The organism is Halosolutus halophilus (genome assembly GCF_022869805.1).
Lineage (GTDB): Archaea > Halobacteriota > Halobacteria > Halobacteriales > Natrialbaceae > Halosolutus > Halosolutus halophilus.
In genome coordinates this window covers 2,580,487-2,596,626 of sequence record NZ_CP094974.1, presented here as the reverse complement: position 1 = coordinate 2,596,626, position 16,140 = coordinate 2,580,487, and the positions used below count along the sequence as shown (strand labels likewise).

Genomic DNA, 16,140 nt, shown 5'->3' with positions numbered 1-16,140 from the left:
GGGCGGTTTCGAGACCGGGGGAACGGCAGCCTACCGAACGGACTCCCCCGGTCGTGTAGCAGTGTCGTTCCGCCGCGATCGTCTCGGGGGAGTCACCCTCCTGTAAGTCGGTATATAATTAAGTCCGAATGTATGGGTCGTGTGACTAAATGGCCCTCGAAGCGCTCGCGAATACGATCGAAGCACGTGGATTTTCGTGTGCCGTGAAAGTAACCACGCTCGAACGAAACCGAATAACGCGCGACGAGTTATTCGACCGGTGTTCGAAAAACGGCTCGTTGATCGAGTACGGCGAACCTGAATCGGTCACCGTTCCTGCCCCTGACGCGTATGCCAACGAAATTCCGGAGATGGAACGATGGGAGGGAACGTACTCGATTTCTAGACCGTTCGTGGGCAGTTTCAGCGACGCGCGTCTCGTCGGGTCGCCGCCGCTCGCGGTGACGGGGTCGAAGTACGTTGCCGACGCGTCCGTCAGTCCGAACGTCCAAACGCTCAACGTGATACGGTCGCTTCGGGAATCACCCAAGCGAATCGTCGCGGGAAACGGGCGCCGAGACGACATCGAGGAAGCGGTGTTACTACACAACAGTTGGGACGACGGCTACTTTCACTGGGTCGCCGAGACGCTTACTCGGCTGGAGGGCGTCGAACAGTACACGAACGAAACGGGTCGAACGCCGAAGCTGATCGTCGGCCCCTCGCTCAACTCCTTCCAGCGGGAAACACTCGAACTACTCGGCTACGACGACGATCTGGTTCACTGGGACGCCGCGTACTGCGAGGTCGAGCGACTCGTGGTGCCGTCGATGCGACGGGAAATCAACCCACCCGAGCCGTCCCCGTTTTCGTACCAGTGGCTTCGCGAGTCCCTCCGCGACCGGGCGCTTCGCGCGGTCGACACGAGCCGGTTTTCGAATCGCGTGTACATCAGCCGGGACGACGCGACGAGTCGACGGGTCCTGAACGAACAGGCGGTGCTCGAGCGCCTCGACGTGTACGGCTTCGAACGATACGAACTCTCGTCGATGTCGGTCCTCGAAACGATCGCGCTGTTCGCGCAGGCGGACTGCGTCGTCACGCCACACGGTGCCGGACTGACCGATCTCATCTACACTGACGGTGTATCCGTGGTCGAACTGATGCCGATCGATCGAGTCAACGGGATCTACTACATGCTCACGAAGCACGTCGGCGGGTGGTACGGATACGTCGGCTGCGAAACGAAAGATACCGATCTCGCGGTCGACCTTGGCCGACTCGACACTATTGTCCAATCTGCACTAGCACGAGAGGCGATTGGACAGCTGGCGTAGGCGGCAGTTCTGCAATCGATCACTGGAACAGTTTTTGGTCGATTGGTCCGCTAGCAGTCAAGAGTGAGCACCGGCCTGGATCGTCGATCAGTCGATTCTCACCGGTGTATTGATCGATGCGAACTATTGCTCTTGTGCTTCGTACTCGAGGGTGACGTCGGCTTCCCCTTTGAGCCAGAAGTCCGTAATGTCGCCGCTGAACAAGTACGCGTCGCGCCAGTTGGCAACGGTGCCACTGACCGACTGGCCGTCGATCACGTCGCCGTCGTCAATCGACGCGTCCCTGTGGTTGGCCTTGACGACCTCACCGCTAACCGAGAACGAGTAGGACGTCAGACCGGAAGCGTCGGTTCCGTCGATGACCAGCGCGTGAGATGGCATCGATTCTTCACTTCCGTCTTCTTTTCCACCGAACTCAGACGGGTCAATCTCTTCACCGTTCAGGTAGACGATTGCGGGGCCGTCCACCTCGAGTTCGAGAAGGTCGCCATCAAACGTGAATGCGTCCTTCCAGTTGGCAACGGTATGGTCGACGCTATTCGCACCGTCGTCGAGTTCGAGTTCGGGGTCGATCGCTGCACCGTCGTGTTCAGACGGTTCGATTCCTCCTTCCACTGCGAATCGATAGTCGGTTGCTTCCCAGTCATCGCCCTGGTTGCTACCGTCAAATACTAGAACGTTCTCCTGGGTTTTATCTTCGCTCTCGGACGGACCATCCGAAGCCGGCGCTGATGAAGTAGCTGATCCAGATGCAGCCTCTTCAGGCGACAACGGGACGCCGTCAACTTCACTCGGTTTGGTTCGAGGTGTTCGGTCGACAGGCATTCCATGGATGTTACTCGTGGATGCACCACCATGTGCAGCCTCGGTTTCCCAGTAGGAGTTTTTCGCTGTAACCTCAGCCCGGTTGCTCTTTTCCCATGAACTATCCCCGAGTACGATATCGCCGACACCGCTACGGTTGCTAATGTCTCCAGTCCCATCGGCGTTGCTTAGATCGCAGTCAATAACGTCGGTATGTTCGTAGAATGCCCAGTAGTTCCGGTAATTCCGGTACATGACACAGTTCTCGAGATACGAACCGCTGGTACCAAGTCGAAATCCGGTTGGTGTACAGTGTGAAACATACGAATTGCGGATGATCACCTTACCACCACCGCCTGGCGCCGGGTGAGCGTTCGAATTTCCAGGACTCGCCGCATAGACCCCGTTGTCGCCGAAGTCCTGTAAGTTCAGATTCTCCATCACGATCCGTCCGGAATGGCCAGCGGGGACGAAGATGCCAGTTGCGGCACCGCCGCGTGCAGTCCAGTTCGTTCCGTCAGCCCAGTAGAAATTCTCGATCTGACCGTTGCCCGATGCTATGAACGGTTCGTCCTTGGAAGGATCGTCCCAGATCCCTCGGATGCCGACGTTTTGGACTGTCCAGTCGTCACCCATCGCGTAAATTCTAAACTTCGCACCGGTTGCTGTGATGTCAATGACTACATTTCCCCACGTTTCACCGTCTTTGAGACGCTTCGTGTACGTCTCATTAGGCGAAACGATAATTTCGTCGTAATCATCGCTACTGTCCGCGCCGACGGCAGTCGAACTAGCAGCAATTGGAATAACGGCGCTTGTCGCAATACCTTTCAGGTAGGCCCGGCGATCGAACAATTGGTTCTTATCTGTATCGCCATCGCTTGGCTTTCTGTTGACCATACTATTCTGTTGGAGATAGTCTACTCCCAAAGAATATCCTATTAATCAGTGCATCCTTTATCACCACTATTGAGATTCTCGAAAACGTGTGATAGTAATATCAGCTACAGTTGTTCGCAGGAGAAGATCTCTGGTAGCGAATCGTTACCAGCCACCAATAACACTACTGTCCGCATCTCGTTCATTACCACTTATCCGTTCGACGTTACCTACCGCGTCCGTGATTCGATCCTATAGAATCTACAATCCTGTAGCGACCTCCACTGAGACTGCATTCCACTCACACAGTATCTAATCTTTCGAAAACTGCATCCGAATACCAAGCGGCTTTCCCTGAAGGAGCATCCCGTACGTGCACCTCCAGTTTCGTTTACTAGATATCGTTCAATAAAACCGATCTGATTTTATCTCTAGTGCAACAATTATGCGATCATTTTCCCACAATGCGGACGATCAATGATGTCTCTCCCCTACCGCTTCGTCTCTGTCGTCCTTTCTAGACGCAACTCTCAGGCCAACTTGTTTCTCGGTTTTCTCGGTTCGTACAACCTCCTGTCGTGTCATATCCACATCATCTACCGATAGCCGAGCATCTCTAAATGGTCTTTCGTCTCTTCGTCGAGCGATCTACTCTCCGTTTCAACCGAGATACTCGCGATTTGATCGACCATTCGTCGAGCTTCCGTTTTTGAAATTGATGGAGCGCCGAACATCTGCTCCGAGGAAAAATAATGTCTAAAGGAGTTCAGTAGTCTCGTGGAAATATGTTTATCGGAGTTGAACGAACCAGTGTATCCTGAGAAGAGTGCATCATACGTAGCCGTCATGGTTGTGATCAGTTTGTTTGTGTTGTTAAACACGTATCCACCGTTTTTCGTCCAGACGCTAGGTGCATCGTAATTCGGGTCAACGATCGTATCACGGTATTTGGCCTGTGGACGCATAATTCCCTGCGTGTACGCAGGTCTATTCGGATCGATTTCAGCGAGAAGCGACTCCCCATCGGAATCGATACGGGTGCCTGTATCGCCAACTATCGATTTTATCGTCGGGAGTAAATCAACGTGCTGTAGAAACGCATCTGCCGAGTCATTTGGTAGCGAATGGTGAATGAACACTGCGGGAACATAGGCGACTTCGGGGGTAGACGGTAGTCCATGCCCAACAAAGCCACCATGTTCCCCGAGCAGCTCACCATGATCTGCGAGATAGATTACGAGCGTATTTTTTAGCAATCCACGCTCCTCGAGGAGGCGAAGACGCTCTTCGAAACGAGCGGTACTCTCGTCAATCGTTTTCCGGTAGAGATTCCGGAGTTCTCTCTCATCTGAAATTTGTGAAAACATTTCTGCAGTAGATTGGTGTTTAAAACCGACGTATGGAGAATGACCTCCGTTATCGTGTTCGAGAACAACAAATGGCTCTTCGACTGTTTCAAGATTGGGTTCTCTCCGTGTCTTGATTACGTCCTGTATCGCTCGCCCCCTCCAGACGACCTCGTTGTAACCTGACGTCACGTCGAGATCGAAAAGCGTCGTCGTCGAATCATTGAGCGAGTCGTTAAACCACGTTACGCCGTGTCGTGGCGCGTACTGGCCAGTAGCGATGCTTGACATCGACTGTGGCGTACACAGTGCGGCTGCGGCCATTTTGAATAGTCGACCACGACTCGCTACCCGTTCGGGGACGAAATCATATCGTACTGCATCTGCTATGAAGAGATAGACGTTATCCACCGAACTAATGTTCAACTCGCCAAGGGGCACATCACCTGTCATTTATCAACCACTCCCGGACGTGTTTGGTGAACTCTCGATGGGGACTGACACCTCTTGTCCAAATTCTATCGTTGACCTTCTGAGCCAGACTGATCGGATCGCTATCTGTTGTGTTATCGACTGAAAACGATATTTCCAGTCGATAATTCGCCATCAAATACCGCATAGGCGCCACTCCACCTGTTGAGTTGACTGTATGCATGTTCTCGTATCGTATCTACGGAAGATCAGGTATAGTTATGAATTTTATAACGGCTATTCACTTTTGTCCGACGACCGAAAGCGGGGTTTTAGGAAGGCGGCGTAAGCACGTTGTCACCAGTACGACTATTGGTCACCGAGACGGCATACTATCGTACAATGACCTACAGCTATATTATTTCTGAACGATACAGTGATACTAGTCTCACTCGGGAGCCCGTACAGAAATTGTCCTTTCTGTCAATTTGCATAGAACGAATCGGTCGCCTCCTTATCCGAATTCGGTATCCACCGGCGAACCAGTGGAAGGGATACGCCTGTTTTGTCCTCTATGAGATTGATTACGACAGCGTCGTCGGGTTCAAGTCCACCAACAAGTCCGACGACGATGAGAGAAATGATTCCAGCGGTCACGAGAAACGGGAACAGCGTCACGATGGAAATTGAAATCCACGGCGAAAGAACGAATGCGAGCGGGAGCAATACGATTGGGAGGAATACGTAACAGCGAACTGCTTCCGGAGAGAGGGGCGTGATATTGTACTTAGCTGCAAGTATTCCGCAGATGACTGTGTGAACGATAAACAGTGATATAACGGAAGCAACACCGGCACCCATGTATCCGTATCGTGGAATAAGGACAATATTCAACAGTATATTGGCTATAATTCCCGTACCATTCCCAACGGCAATCCAGGTAGTCGCACCGACCGCAGACAACGTCTCACGGTCTCGACCGGCGGTCGCGCTCAGAAAGAAGCCAACAGCGAGGATAGGTAAAACTGCGGATGCATTCGTATAGGATGGTCCAAAAATAAGCATGATCACATCTTGTGGGAAGACCACGAGTAGAAGAAATGCAGGAAACGTAAGAATATATACCCACTTCGTCGACGTCGAGTAAATGTCGTTAACCACGTCCCGTTCACCATCGGCATCGAGCCGTGAGGCGATCGGAAGATAGAGAAAACCGAACGCAGAGAGAACGACGGTCAGTCCGGCAGCAATCGGATAAGCAGCATCGTACATGCCGACTTCGTAGGAACTGCGGAAGTACCCAAGCATTAGTGTATCCGTTCGAGAAAGCATGATGCCGATGACGGTCGAGACGACAAGCGGCATCGAGAAAGTAAGAAGTTCTCCTGTGTGCGTCCGATATCTCCCGCGCAAGTTCATGATTTGGTTGAGGAGTACGTGTGCAACGAGGGACGTCAGAATTGCAGCGAGAAAGTAGGCGATTCCCACTGCGATAATTCCGATTCCGGAAAGTAATAACAGCGCGATCAAGCCGGTGCGAAGGAATGGATCCAAGAAGCTTTGAATAGCGGTCTTGTAGATCGTGTTCTCGTATCCTCGGATACCAGCAACGGCAATCCGAAAGCTAACGATAAACGGTAGTGAGACTGCAAGAAACCGCACGAAAATTACCGCTTCGTCAGTCTCGAATAGTCGAGCAGCGATTGGTTCAGCGACGAGAAACATTGTTACTCCAAGAATCAGGGACAACGTCGTCGTGACGAGTAATCCGCTCACCCAGACCCCACGGCGATCTTCGACAGCCTCGTACCTTGGTATGAATCGTGATACGCCCTGCGTGCAGCCGGCAAGAGCGATCATCAAAATAAACATCAGTAGCGCGATACCGATACTCACCTCGCCGTAAGCAGCGGGTGAAAGCAAGCGTCCGATTACGACTCGTTCAGCCAGGTTCGCCGCTGAACTCATAATCCCGCCGAGCATCACTAAAGTGGCGCTCGAAAGCAAGGCCGATAGCTCGCGTTCTCGTTCTGCCATTAGCAGTTGTATTTATATATTTGTTGATTGATTACATTACTATCATTACTCAGACTTTTAGAAATGTCACCACACAAGCGGTGAGTCCGTACGGCTGGTTCGGTAGTACAGTCGCGATCCTCTTCGTCTGAGTAGCTTTGGTGCAGCTTAGCGGCCGCCTTCGTCCGCTTGTTGTGTCCTTCTGTGTGAGGCCTGCAGTCGTCTTCGATAACACGGTATCTCAAGAGTTGTTTCTTGTAATCACATATCGTGTTATTAATAATTTGTTCACCACTCATGAACGACGACTCCCTATCGAGAGGGATGTCAAGATGATTCATTGATTAAAGTTCCCAGTGACGGCGATCAATCGCACTTTTAGGCCACGTAAAAACGACCGACTCAATCTTTACCGGCTTTTCCCAATCCATCGCTCCGTCAAATCATGTTTTCTAACTTTGTTATGGAACGACTTCTGATCCGTTTACACAATTTTGGTTATATAATGTCGAATATAATTATAAATATTCTGGTATATGGTTCTTTGATAGGAATTCGGGTCGTGTATTCACATTCTACAAATCCATCACAATATCCTGCGGTCACTACCATTGTGCTATACAGGGACGGTGATATCGTGTCGGACAAAAGCAGTAAACACTCAACCACATCTCACGGCCTGTTACCCGCGATGACGACCACTCGAGTGCGAACAGTGTGGCGCATTTTGTCCGACGCTAAACTCAATAAACATAATCAGTATTTTGGGGGAGGAATATAAATTTTTAAAATAGTATGTGTCCGTATATTACGCGGTGGAATTTTCTGAATTGATATAATACATTTCAAATTCTCCATTTGATTGAACACGATACACTCTAGGCTCAGTCGTTATAGAACGCAGATCTTCTTGTGCGTATCGAAGTCCCCGATAGGCTCGCTGCTCTCGTTGGTAATCCGCAGATGTGAGTATAAGATACCGATCCGATTCATAATATGTAGTGAGCTCATCGTCGAACGCTGTTTCAGATGCGCTCTCGTGTAGCCGCATCCGGTCTGCGTTCCCATTTACCGCATCGTCGTACCGGTTGGCAGTGCCCCGTAATCCGACGATCCCGACATCTTCGTCTTGGTTCGTGAAAGCCGTTTCATACCCGCTAATCGCCCCTTCGGAGACGTGGGGTGATGCGTTATAGATATACGGCGAGGGGAATACGGCTGCAAGCGACAGAATCACTAGGAAACTAAAGCCCACAGTGAACAGCGCGTGGCCGGATCGGCCCACAGCGCTGGAACTGCGCCGACGAAGTTCTGTTAGAATCACAAAGAGGGAAATCGAACCGAGGATCGTGACGAACAGCATCACCAGCCCGAACGCGCGGAAGTACATCTTCGAACCCGGCGTGAGGAAGTAGACGACGAACAGACAGCCGAGACCGGACAGCCCAGCGACGAAGTACGTCGTCTCGGCGCGAACGCTCTCGAGTCGGTTCCAGTGGACGAGGGCGCCGAGACCGAGCAGACCGGCAAGCAGCGTGAACACGAGTTGCGGGAAGAAGAGCTTGAAGAAGATCTCGATCAGACTGCCGCCGATCGCCTGGAGCGATGCACCTTGCGTGGTGACGGATGACCCCGCGCCCATGCCGTCTCCGAAGACGACCTCGACGACGGAAATGAAGAAGTAGGCGATCGTATCGGAAACGAATCCGTGGTTCGAGATCCATAGCACGAAGACCGCGATCAGGAATAGCGTCTGACCGTACACGGGCGTCTGGCCGGCGATCCGATCGGCACTCGCCACGCGCCGAGCAAGGTACTGGACGGCGGCGATCCCGAGTAAGACGACGATCAGGTGGGCGGCGAGCTGTGGGTGGTACGTGACGATCGCGATCGACACGAGGGCGAACAAAATGCCGACGGCGGAGACCGTCGTCACGTCCCGACCGGCGTCGACGTACTTCGCGAACAGGTACACGAACAGCGCGGAGAACAACACGGCCTGTGACATCGCGTGGGCGGACATGTACATTGAGATCGTCGTGATCGGCAACAGCAGGAACGCGGAGAACGTGGCGACGACGACCGCCAGTCGTTTCGGAACGATCGCGCCGACACAGAGTGGCACGAACGCGAAGAACACGAGCGAAGCCAGCAACACGACGAACAGCATCGATCGCGAGAGCGAAATCCCGAGCGCGGAGTTGATCACGACCGTTACCGTGTGGATCCCGGGGTAGAATAGATCGAACGGCGTGATCGTTCCCTCGCTGATCGCTCGAGCCCATCCAAGGTGGGTCAGCGCGTCGTGCTGCCCGTAGAAGTGATAGCCACGGACGATCGGTAAGCCAACGAAGACGGTCGCTACCGTGCCTCCCAGCACGAGTGCGACGGAACGCAATCCGCGATCTCGGTGGGTCGTCGAGGCGAGCGCGACGAACAGCGAGACGACGAACGCGACGGTCAACCCCGCCCAGACCAGGTCGGGCGTCATCGAGTAGATCGAGATCTCGTACCCCGTAGCTGGATTCGCGTGTGCCACGAGCGCGGCGATTGCGACCGAGAGAAAGCCGACGGAGAGCGCGATCTTCAGTCGAAGTCGTCTCATTGATACTAATTGCTGTGACATTCCACTCGACTTTGAGGATCGGAAAATGCCGGATTGTTATTTCCTCTGTGACGCCAGTTAGCGCTCTACTACCTCGGCGGGATGGCGATGTGACTGACTGAAACTCGGGTCGGATCGATCGCTCGTCGTCCGCGCTGTCGTCACCGTCGCTATCCATGGCTTCCTCGCTTCCCACGTCACTCTCCTTGAGCACGTCTAGAGGTACGCGTTCTCGTTGGTCGGGGTCTCGGGGATGCCGGTGGCGTACAGCAACACGGAATGCGAACGGTTCCGTCCTCGGCCGTGGGCGTGACGTTCCGTTCGTCGCGTGCCGACGCCGAGCGTGTACTCGAGTCGCGGTCGCTCGGTCCGTTCGACCACCTCGACGTACTCGAGACGATCTTCGCGCTCGAGCCGATGCCGTCCCTGCTCGTCCGGGTCGGTGTTCTCGTGCGGACGGCGGTCCTCTGGCACGACGACGGCCGTACCGGCATGTGACTGTTTCGGATGGTGGTGGCCACGACGTACGCGATACTCGAACAGTACGGACCGCTTGAGCCCGGTTCACGTGAGTAACCAAAACGTCAGTAGTTGGTGACTACCCGGTCGTTCTTCGTCGGTGTGCCGACGCCCGATGTTGTCCCGTGACAGAAACAGGGAGATTACAAAGAGTACGTCGGCCGATCCGTGACCTATGATAGATCGGCCGAGTTTTCGCAACCGGGAGACGGCGAGCGCCAGCGACCGCCGACGATCGGCAGACGCGGAGGTCTGGAAGAGCGCATGAGCGTTGAAATTCGGATCGCGACGGACGACGACATAGAGCGATGGAACGGCTACGTCGATCGATCGCCCCAGGGAACGCTGTGTCACGAGTACGAGGCGCTCCAGGTGCAGGCCGAGCACGCCGACGCGACCCTGCATCCGCTGATCGGGTTCAAAGGACAGGAACCGGTCGGCCTCTTCCCGATTTTCGAAATCGAGAAAGGGTTCGTCACGACGGCGTTCTCGCCGCCGCCGCATCTCCGGGTGCCGTACCTCGGCCCCGCGTTCCTGAACATGGGGAAACTGAAACAGCGCAAGCGGGACAAGCGACAGGAACGGTTCGTGGAGGGCTGTTTCGACTGGATCGAGTCGGAACTCGCGCCGCGGTACGCGCACCTGCGGACCAGCACGGCGTTCGAGGATTCGCGTCCGTTCAAGTGGAACGGGTACGACGTAACCCCCGAGTACACGTACGCCGTCGATCTCTCACCTGACGAGGACGACCTCCTGATGTCGTTCAGTAGCGACGCCCGGAGCAACATCCGGAACGCCGACGATGACGCCTACGAGATCGAGGTCGGCGGCGACGAGGAGATCCGGCTCATCGTCGAACAGGTCCGCCACCGCTACGAATCCCAGGGGATCAGCTTCGGCGTCACCGAGGAATTCGTACTGGATCTGGCCGATCGATCCGCGACCGGAGCGGTGCGACCGTACGCGCTCCGGGTCGACGGCGAGTTCGTCGGCGGCATCCTGGCGCTGGAGTACGGTGACACGATCGGCCGGTGGCTCGGCGGCGTCCGCACCGACGCGGACGTCGACCTGCCGACCAACGACCTGCTCGACTGGGCGGTCATGAGCGACGCGCTCGATCGCGGACTGGCCGCCTACGACCTGATCGGTGCGGATACGCCCCGGATCAACCGGTACAAGGCGAAGTTTAACCCCGAACTGCGAACCTACTACAGCATCGAGTACGGGACGTGGGGGATGCAGACGATCGCGTCGCTGTACAACTCAGTCAAGTGACGCCACGGGACCCCGCGACGCGTGGGCGACGGCCGCCGAACGGACGGCCCTGCGCGTAATTCTCACCATAACGAAGGTACGACGTGGCGGAACTGTCGGCGATGGGTGACTTCTCCCTCCGGACGTTGCTGGTTGGAATCGACGCGGCCTGTGACCGGGTGCTCGATCCGTTTTTCGAAGCCGGCGACCTCCCGACGCTCGCATCGATCTACGAGCACGGCACGGGCGGCCCGCTCGAGTCCCAGATTCCACCGTGGACGGCCTCGGCGTGGCCGTCGCTGTACACGGGGACGAATCCCGGCAAACACGGCGTCTTCAGCTTCCTCACGTTCGAGGGATACGACTGGGACGTGGTCAACGCGACCGACGTGCGCGAGCGCACGCTGTGGGGACTGCTCGATCGACACGGGTTCACGAGCGTCGTCGTCAACGCCCCGGTGACGCACCCGCCGCGATCGTTCGACGGGGCGCTGATTCCGGGGTACACCGCCCCCGAGGACCCGGCGTGCCATCCCGACGGACTGCTCGACGACGTGCGGGACGCCGTCGGCGAGTACCGCGTCTACCCCGACGAGAACGAAGACCTCGGAACAGCCTACACCGACTGCGTGCGGATGCGCGGCGAGGCGTTTCGCTACCTCGCCGATCGGTTCGATCCCGAGTTCGGGTTCGTCCAGTTCCAGGCGACCGACTCGATCTTCCACGAGGACCCGGACGACGACGACGCGATCGCGTCGATCTACCGCGAGGTCGACCGCCAACTCGCCGAGACTCTCGAGACGTGCGATCCGGACACGGTGATCGTCGCCAGCGACCACGGGATGGGGCCGTACGACGGCTACGAGTTCCGCGCGAACCAGTTCCTCCGGGAACGGGGAGACGTCGAGACCGTAAACGGCGGCGACGGGATGCCGAACTGGGCGACGATTCGCGACGGAAACCTCAAGCAGGGGCGAGACGCCACCGATCGCGACCCGGGGATCACCGAGCGCGCGATGGCGGCTGCCGCCAGCGTCGGGCTCACGAGCCAGCGGATCGGGGCCGCCCTCGAACGGCTCGGAATCGACGATATCGTCGCGAGGCACGTCCCTGCGGGGCTGGTCAGCGCGGGCGCGACGCAGGTCGACTTCCCCGCTTCGCGGGCGTACGTGCGATCGCGAATCGAACTCGGAATCCGCATCAACCTCGCGGGGCGCGACCCCGAAGGCGTCGTCCCACCCGAGGAGTACGAGGCCGCCCGCGATCGGCTGATCGAGGACCTGCGACGCGTCAGGACGCCCGACGGAGATCCCGTCTTCGAGACGGTCACCCGCCGCGAGGAGTACTTCGACGGGCCGGAGAGCGATCGGGCCGTCGACGTCGTCACCGTTCCCGCCGACTTCGATCACTTCCTCTCGGCGACGCTGCGCGACGAGCAGTTCGGTCCGCCGGCGGAACCCTGGAACCACAAGCGCGATGGGACGATCGCGGCCCGGGGTGAGGCGATCGATCCCGACGCGAGCGTCGAGAACGCCCACCTCTTCGACGTCGCACCGACCGTGCTGTCGACGCTCGACGTCCCGTTCGACGAGCGGATGGACGGAACGCCGCTCCCCGTCGTCGACTCGCCCGGTTCGAGGGAGTACCCACGGTTCGACGGCCGCGAGTCGATCGAGACGGCGGACGAAGATGTCGAAAAACGACTCGCCGATCTCGGCTACCTCGAGTGATCGATCGACGAGCGCGTCTCACGCGGGAGCGGGTATCAATCGACGTCGAGTCGACGCGAAAATCCGTGTCGGATCTTGTTCGCGCCGTTCTTTCGGACGTACCGGAGGACTTCGAGAACGGTCGGTGCGGACCGGTACGTACCCAGTTCGTCCGGCGCAGTCGGTTCGAAGTCGTCGTCGCTCAGGTTTCTGATTCCCTCGACCAGCAACTCGCCCATCAGCGTCGTACGCTGTCGGCGTTTGATCCTGCCGTACGTATCGCGATCGTAGATCGGGACGTCGTCTGCGGCGACGATTCGTCCCCCGTCGACCTGCCGCGTGAGTTGCTGTAGGGTGACCCCGACCGAATCTTCGTCGTCGATGAACTCCCAGAGGGCACCGATTCGGCCTCTGTACTCCCTGATATCGCTGAAGTGGAAGGATAGGACGCCGTGTTCCGGCGCGTCGAGAATTCGCCCCGTGAGGAGACCGAAACCGAACCGCACGACGACGTCGGATCTGTCCGCAATCTCGTCGACGACCGGGTCCGGAATCGATCGCCAAACATCGCCCTCCCAGTTCGGGGAACACCGCACGACGTCTGCGTCGGCGAGCGCATCGACCGACGAGAAGGGGCGCGGGGTGTCGTAGGCGGGTGGACCGCGGACGGCACGCGTCAGTACGATGGCGGCCCCCACTGGGAGCCACGCCCCCCAGGTTCTGGCTCGACCGAACAGGTCGAACGGCGATCGGTCCCTGAGCCGATGCGTCTCGTCGTTGATGACGACGAGAGAGATATCGACGTCGGTCCGATCGACCAGTTCCTGGAGTACCATCGTCTGATAGGCGGGCACGAAATCGTCCTCGAAGAGTACGCAGATGGACTCACAACCCATTTCCGTTACCGTATACTGAGGTCCACCGTTAACGTTAGCCGTGGAGTGACTGCGTGTGACTGATGTGGGGGTTTAAGTAGAAGGATGATATTATCAAATACCTTTTTTCGCTGCGAGAGCCGATCGCGATAGGAAAACTCGGCCGGCACCGACGTCGTCTGTTCGTCGGCCGACACTCGATAGTCCGGTCCCGGTCGACGATCGATCTGCGTCTGGGAACGGTTCCAGTAGAACGTGGCGAGATGAGCCAGCGAAAAGTCTCGCGGCCCACGTCGTGGGACCCGTCAGGACCTGATGCGATCGAGCACGGTTCCCGTCGCGGTTTTGAACTCGATCCGCACCGTCTCGACCACTCCTGGCTCCGTGTACAACGGACCCAGTTCGTCCGGCGGCCGTGGTTCGAACGCGGGGTCCGCAAGTCGCGTGCACGCGGTTGCCAGCATGTCGGTCGACGCTTCGAACAGCGCTCGTTCGACGGCCTGCCAGGTCGGGTGGTCGGCGATGTCGATTTCCCGTTCGACGACGATTTCGCCTCCGTCGAGCGTCGGCGTCAGTCGCTGGAGCGTGATCCCGGCAGTTCGCTCGTCGTGTGCGAATTCCCAGACTGCGGGCGGGCGACCCCGATATTCCCTGACGTTTCCGTGGTGATAACTGAGCACGCCGTGGGTCGGCGTCCGGAGGACGTCCCCCTCGAGAATCCCGAACCCGCGGCGAAAGAGCACGTCGAGGTCCGCGGCCGCGATCCGATCGACGGTCGAGTCCGGGAACCGCCGGCCGATCCCGTCGGCGGGCTCGGTCCGCGTACGAACGCGATCGGCATCGTCGAGCCACGCGAGGTTCTCGATCGGGACCTTCTCGAGGTAGTCGGGCGCGGTCACGAGCCGGTGCCAGGCGAGCACGGGGGTCCACGCCCCGTACTCGAACACGGACGTCGCGTACCGTTTCCAGCGGTTCGAGGCGGCCGACTCCGACTCGATCGGGAGGATCACCTGTTCGACCGAGACGTCGGCGGTTCGGATCGCCGTCTCGACGGCCTCGACGGCCCACCGCTCCATCGCCGGTTCGGCCAGCAAGATTCCGAGAGCGAGTCCGTCGTCGCTCATCGATATCGTCGCTGAGTTACGCACCGCCGTAAGTATGAACGATATGAGAGCGGTAGACACTCCCTGTCGAGCGACAGCATCCAGCAGTTGTACTCGAAGGGCCCGAGGTCCCCGGAACGAGTCGACCCTGGAACGAATCGATCGTGTTACGGAGACGTCGATCGAGCCCGCAGCGATCCTCGCGTCGCCGAACTGAGCCGATCGATCGCGCCGCGGGATTCGGCGACGTCGACGAGCACGTCGGTCAGGTTCACCAGGCCGCCGACGTAGGCCAGTCGTCGCCGCTGCCAGCGGCGTTCGGCGTCGTCGTCCGCGAGGATCTCGAGCGATCGATCGCGGACGCGAGCGTAGGAATCGAACTGCTCGGCGAGGCCGGCGCGTTCGAGTTCTCGAAACTCGCCGTACTCGTGGTCGTCGGTGCCGCGATAGCGGTACGCCGGCGTGCCGAGCAGTGCTGCCTCGGTGACCATCGTCCCGGTGTCGGAGACGACGAGCGAGGCCTCGGCCATCGCGTCGTGGATCCGCGCCGGGTGGAGATCGTACGGCCGGGCCGGCAGTCCGTCGAAGTCCATCTCGTCGCCCTCGTCGGAGACGAAGACGGTCGCGCGATCGGCGAGCCGTTCGATCAGGTCCCGGCGCTGGCGAGGGGTGAAGCCCTCGAGATCGGCGTCGTGGAGGGCGTCGAGCGCGTTGAACCGGACGAGAGCGTACCGTTCGTCCGGGCCGACGCCGAGAGCGCCGCGGACGCTTTCGTCCCGTTCGAAGACGTCGGGGTGGAGATACGCACACTCTTTGAAGCCGTCGAACGTGTAGTGGGCGTCGCCGAGGTCCCGGCGGGTGACCGCGGGCGAGAGGATACAGTCGGCGAAGGGTCGGGAGACGGTGTGGTTGAAATCGAACGGTTCGTCGTCGAGGACGAGCACGACGGGGGTGCGGGAGATGGTTCCGGCGGCCGCCGCGTAGGGGCCGCGGCCGAAGACGACGTCCGGTCGAAATCGGATCGTCTCGGTGACGATCGAGCGCAGTTGGCTCCCCAGTTCCGTCGCGAACCCGAGCTTCGAGTAGCGGGCCGTTTCGTGGGTTCCGTACACCCGGTAGGGAAGTTCGAAGTACTCGAGTAACGCCGTCGTACAGGCGTACTCTCGGGTCAGGACGAGCACGTCGTGGCCGGCGTCCGTGAGCCGGGCGACAGCGTTGCGATACAGATGCACGTGGGCGGGCGTATTGGCGAAAACGAGAATCCGCATCGAGTGGGAGTATCCGTCGTCGACCCATTGTAATA

11 protein-coding genes are annotated in these 16,140 nt (G+C 57.9%); 3 read left to right on the top strand and 8 right to left on the bottom strand.

What is annotated here, in order from left to right; all coding sequences use genetic code 11:
* The first annotated feature begins 392 nt into the window (after nt 1–392).
* Nucleotides 393–1,316 (top strand): glycosyltransferase family 61 protein, encoded by a 924-nt coding sequence (locus MUG98_RS12700; protein WP_265107817.1) that lies wholly within the window; start codon nt 393–395, stop codon nt 1,314–1,316.
* A gap of 123 nt (nt 1,317–1,439) precedes the next feature.
* On the opposite strand, the gene MUG98_RS12695 is transcribed toward MUG98_RS12700, so the two are convergent.
* The 5 genes from MUG98_RS12695 to MUG98_RS12675 form a co-directional block, all read right to left on the bottom strand.
* Nucleotides 1,440–3,020 carry a right-handed parallel beta-helix repeat-containing protein gene (locus MUG98_RS12695; RefSeq protein WP_265107816.1) on the bottom strand — a complete coding sequence of 527 codons (1,581 nt, stop codon included), beginning with the start codon at nt 3,018–3,020 and terminating at the stop codon, nt 1,440–1,442.
* Nucleotides 3,021–3,595: 575 nt separating this feature from the next.
* On the bottom strand, nt 3,596–4,798 hold the full coding sequence (locus tag MUG98_RS12690) for a sulfatase-like hydrolase/transferase (protein ID WP_265107815.1): 1,203 nt from the start codon (nt 4,796–4,798) through the stop codon (nt 3,596–3,598).
* A 441-nt stretch (nt 4,799–5,239) separates the two neighbouring features.
* The gene (locus MUG98_RS12685) at nt 5,240–6,793 is read right to left on the bottom strand and encodes an oligosaccharide flippase family protein (protein WP_265107814.1); all 1,554 of its coding nucleotides are present in this window, start codon (nt 6,791–6,793) and stop codon (nt 5,240–5,242) included.
* A 787-nt stretch (nt 6,794–7,580) separates the two neighbouring features.
* Nucleotides 7,581–9,377 (bottom strand): MFS transporter, encoded by a 1,797-nt coding sequence (locus MUG98_RS12680; protein ID WP_265107813.1) that lies wholly within the window; start codon nt 9,375–9,377, stop codon nt 7,581–7,583.
* Between the two features lie 216 nt (nt 9,378–9,593).
* Entirely contained in the window at nt 9,594–9,851 is a 258-nt protein-coding gene (locus tag MUG98_RS12675) for a DUF1616 domain-containing protein (protein WP_265107812.1), read from the bottom strand.
* A 309-nt stretch (nt 9,852–10,160) separates the two neighbouring features.
* Here MUG98_RS12675 and MUG98_RS12670 point away from each other — a divergent pair, with 309 nt between their 5' ends.
* Together MUG98_RS12670 and MUG98_RS12665 are read left to right on the top strand one after the other, a co-directional pair.
* A complete protein-coding gene (locus tag MUG98_RS12670; protein WP_265107811.1) occupies nt 10,161–11,171 on the top strand; it encodes a lipid II:glycine glycyltransferase FemX in 1,011 nt (336 codons plus the stop codon).
* Between the two features lie 101 nt (nt 11,172–11,272).
* Nucleotides 11,273–12,880 (top strand): alkaline phosphatase family protein, encoded by a 1,608-nt coding sequence (locus MUG98_RS12665; protein ID WP_265112454.1) that lies wholly within the window; start codon nt 11,273–11,275, stop codon nt 12,878–12,880.
* A 35-nt stretch (nt 12,881–12,915) separates the two neighbouring features.
* Here the strand turns inward: MUG98_RS12665 and MUG98_RS12660 are convergent, their stop codons facing one another.
* The 3 genes from MUG98_RS12660 to MUG98_RS12650 all read right to left on the bottom strand — a co-directional run bounded on the left by MUG98_RS12660 (nt 12,916) and on the right by MUG98_RS12650 (nt 16,105).
* Nucleotides 12,916–13,713, bottom strand: a complete 798-nt coding sequence (locus MUG98_RS12660) for a formyltransferase family protein (RefSeq protein WP_265107810.1) — start codon at nt 13,711–13,713, stop codon at nt 12,916–12,918.
* 326 nt (nt 13,714–14,039) lie between these two features.
* Nucleotides 14,040–14,858, bottom strand: a complete 819-nt coding sequence (locus MUG98_RS12655; protein WP_265107809.1) for a formyltransferase family protein — start codon at nt 14,856–14,858, stop codon at nt 14,040–14,042.
* Between the two features lie 146 nt (nt 14,859–15,004).
* Entirely contained in the window at nt 15,005–16,105 is a 1,101-nt protein-coding gene (locus MUG98_RS12650) for a DUF354 domain-containing protein (RefSeq protein ID WP_265107808.1), read from the bottom strand.
* Between the last annotated feature and the right edge of the window lie 35 nt (nt 16,106–16,140).

Bases quoted from the DNA above. Each gene is read 5' to 3' on its own strand.
- MUG98_RS12695 (WP_265107816.1), bottom strand. From the start codon at position 3,020: ATGGTCAACAGAAAGCCAAGCGATGGCGATACAGATAAGAACCAATTG.
- MUG98_RS12690 (WP_265107815.1), bottom strand. From the start codon at position 4,798: ATGACAGGTGATGTGCCCCTTGGCGAGTTGAACATTAGTTCGGTGGAT.
- MUG98_RS12685 (WP_265107814.1), bottom strand. From the start codon at position 6,793: ATGGCAGAACGAGAACGCGAGCTATCGGCCTTGCTTTCGAGCGCCACT.
- MUG98_RS12680 (WP_265107813.1), bottom strand. From the start codon at position 9,377: ATGAGACGACTTCGACTGAAGATCGCGCTCTCCGTCGGCTTTCTCTCG.
- MUG98_RS12670 (WP_265107811.1), top strand. From the start codon at position 10,161: ATGAGCGTTGAAATTCGGATCGCGACGGACGACGACATAGAGCGATGG.
- MUG98_RS12665 (WP_265112454.1), top strand. From the start codon at position 11,273: ATGGGTGACTTCTCCCTCCGGACGTTGCTGGTTGGAATCGACGCGGCC.
- MUG98_RS12655 (WP_265107809.1), bottom strand. From the start codon at position 14,858: ATGAGCGACGACGGACTCGCTCTCGGAATCTTGCTGGCCGAACCGGCG.
- MUG98_RS12650 (WP_265107808.1), bottom strand. From the start codon at position 16,105: ATGCGGATTCTCGTTTTCGCCAATACGCCCGCCCACGTGCATCTGTAT.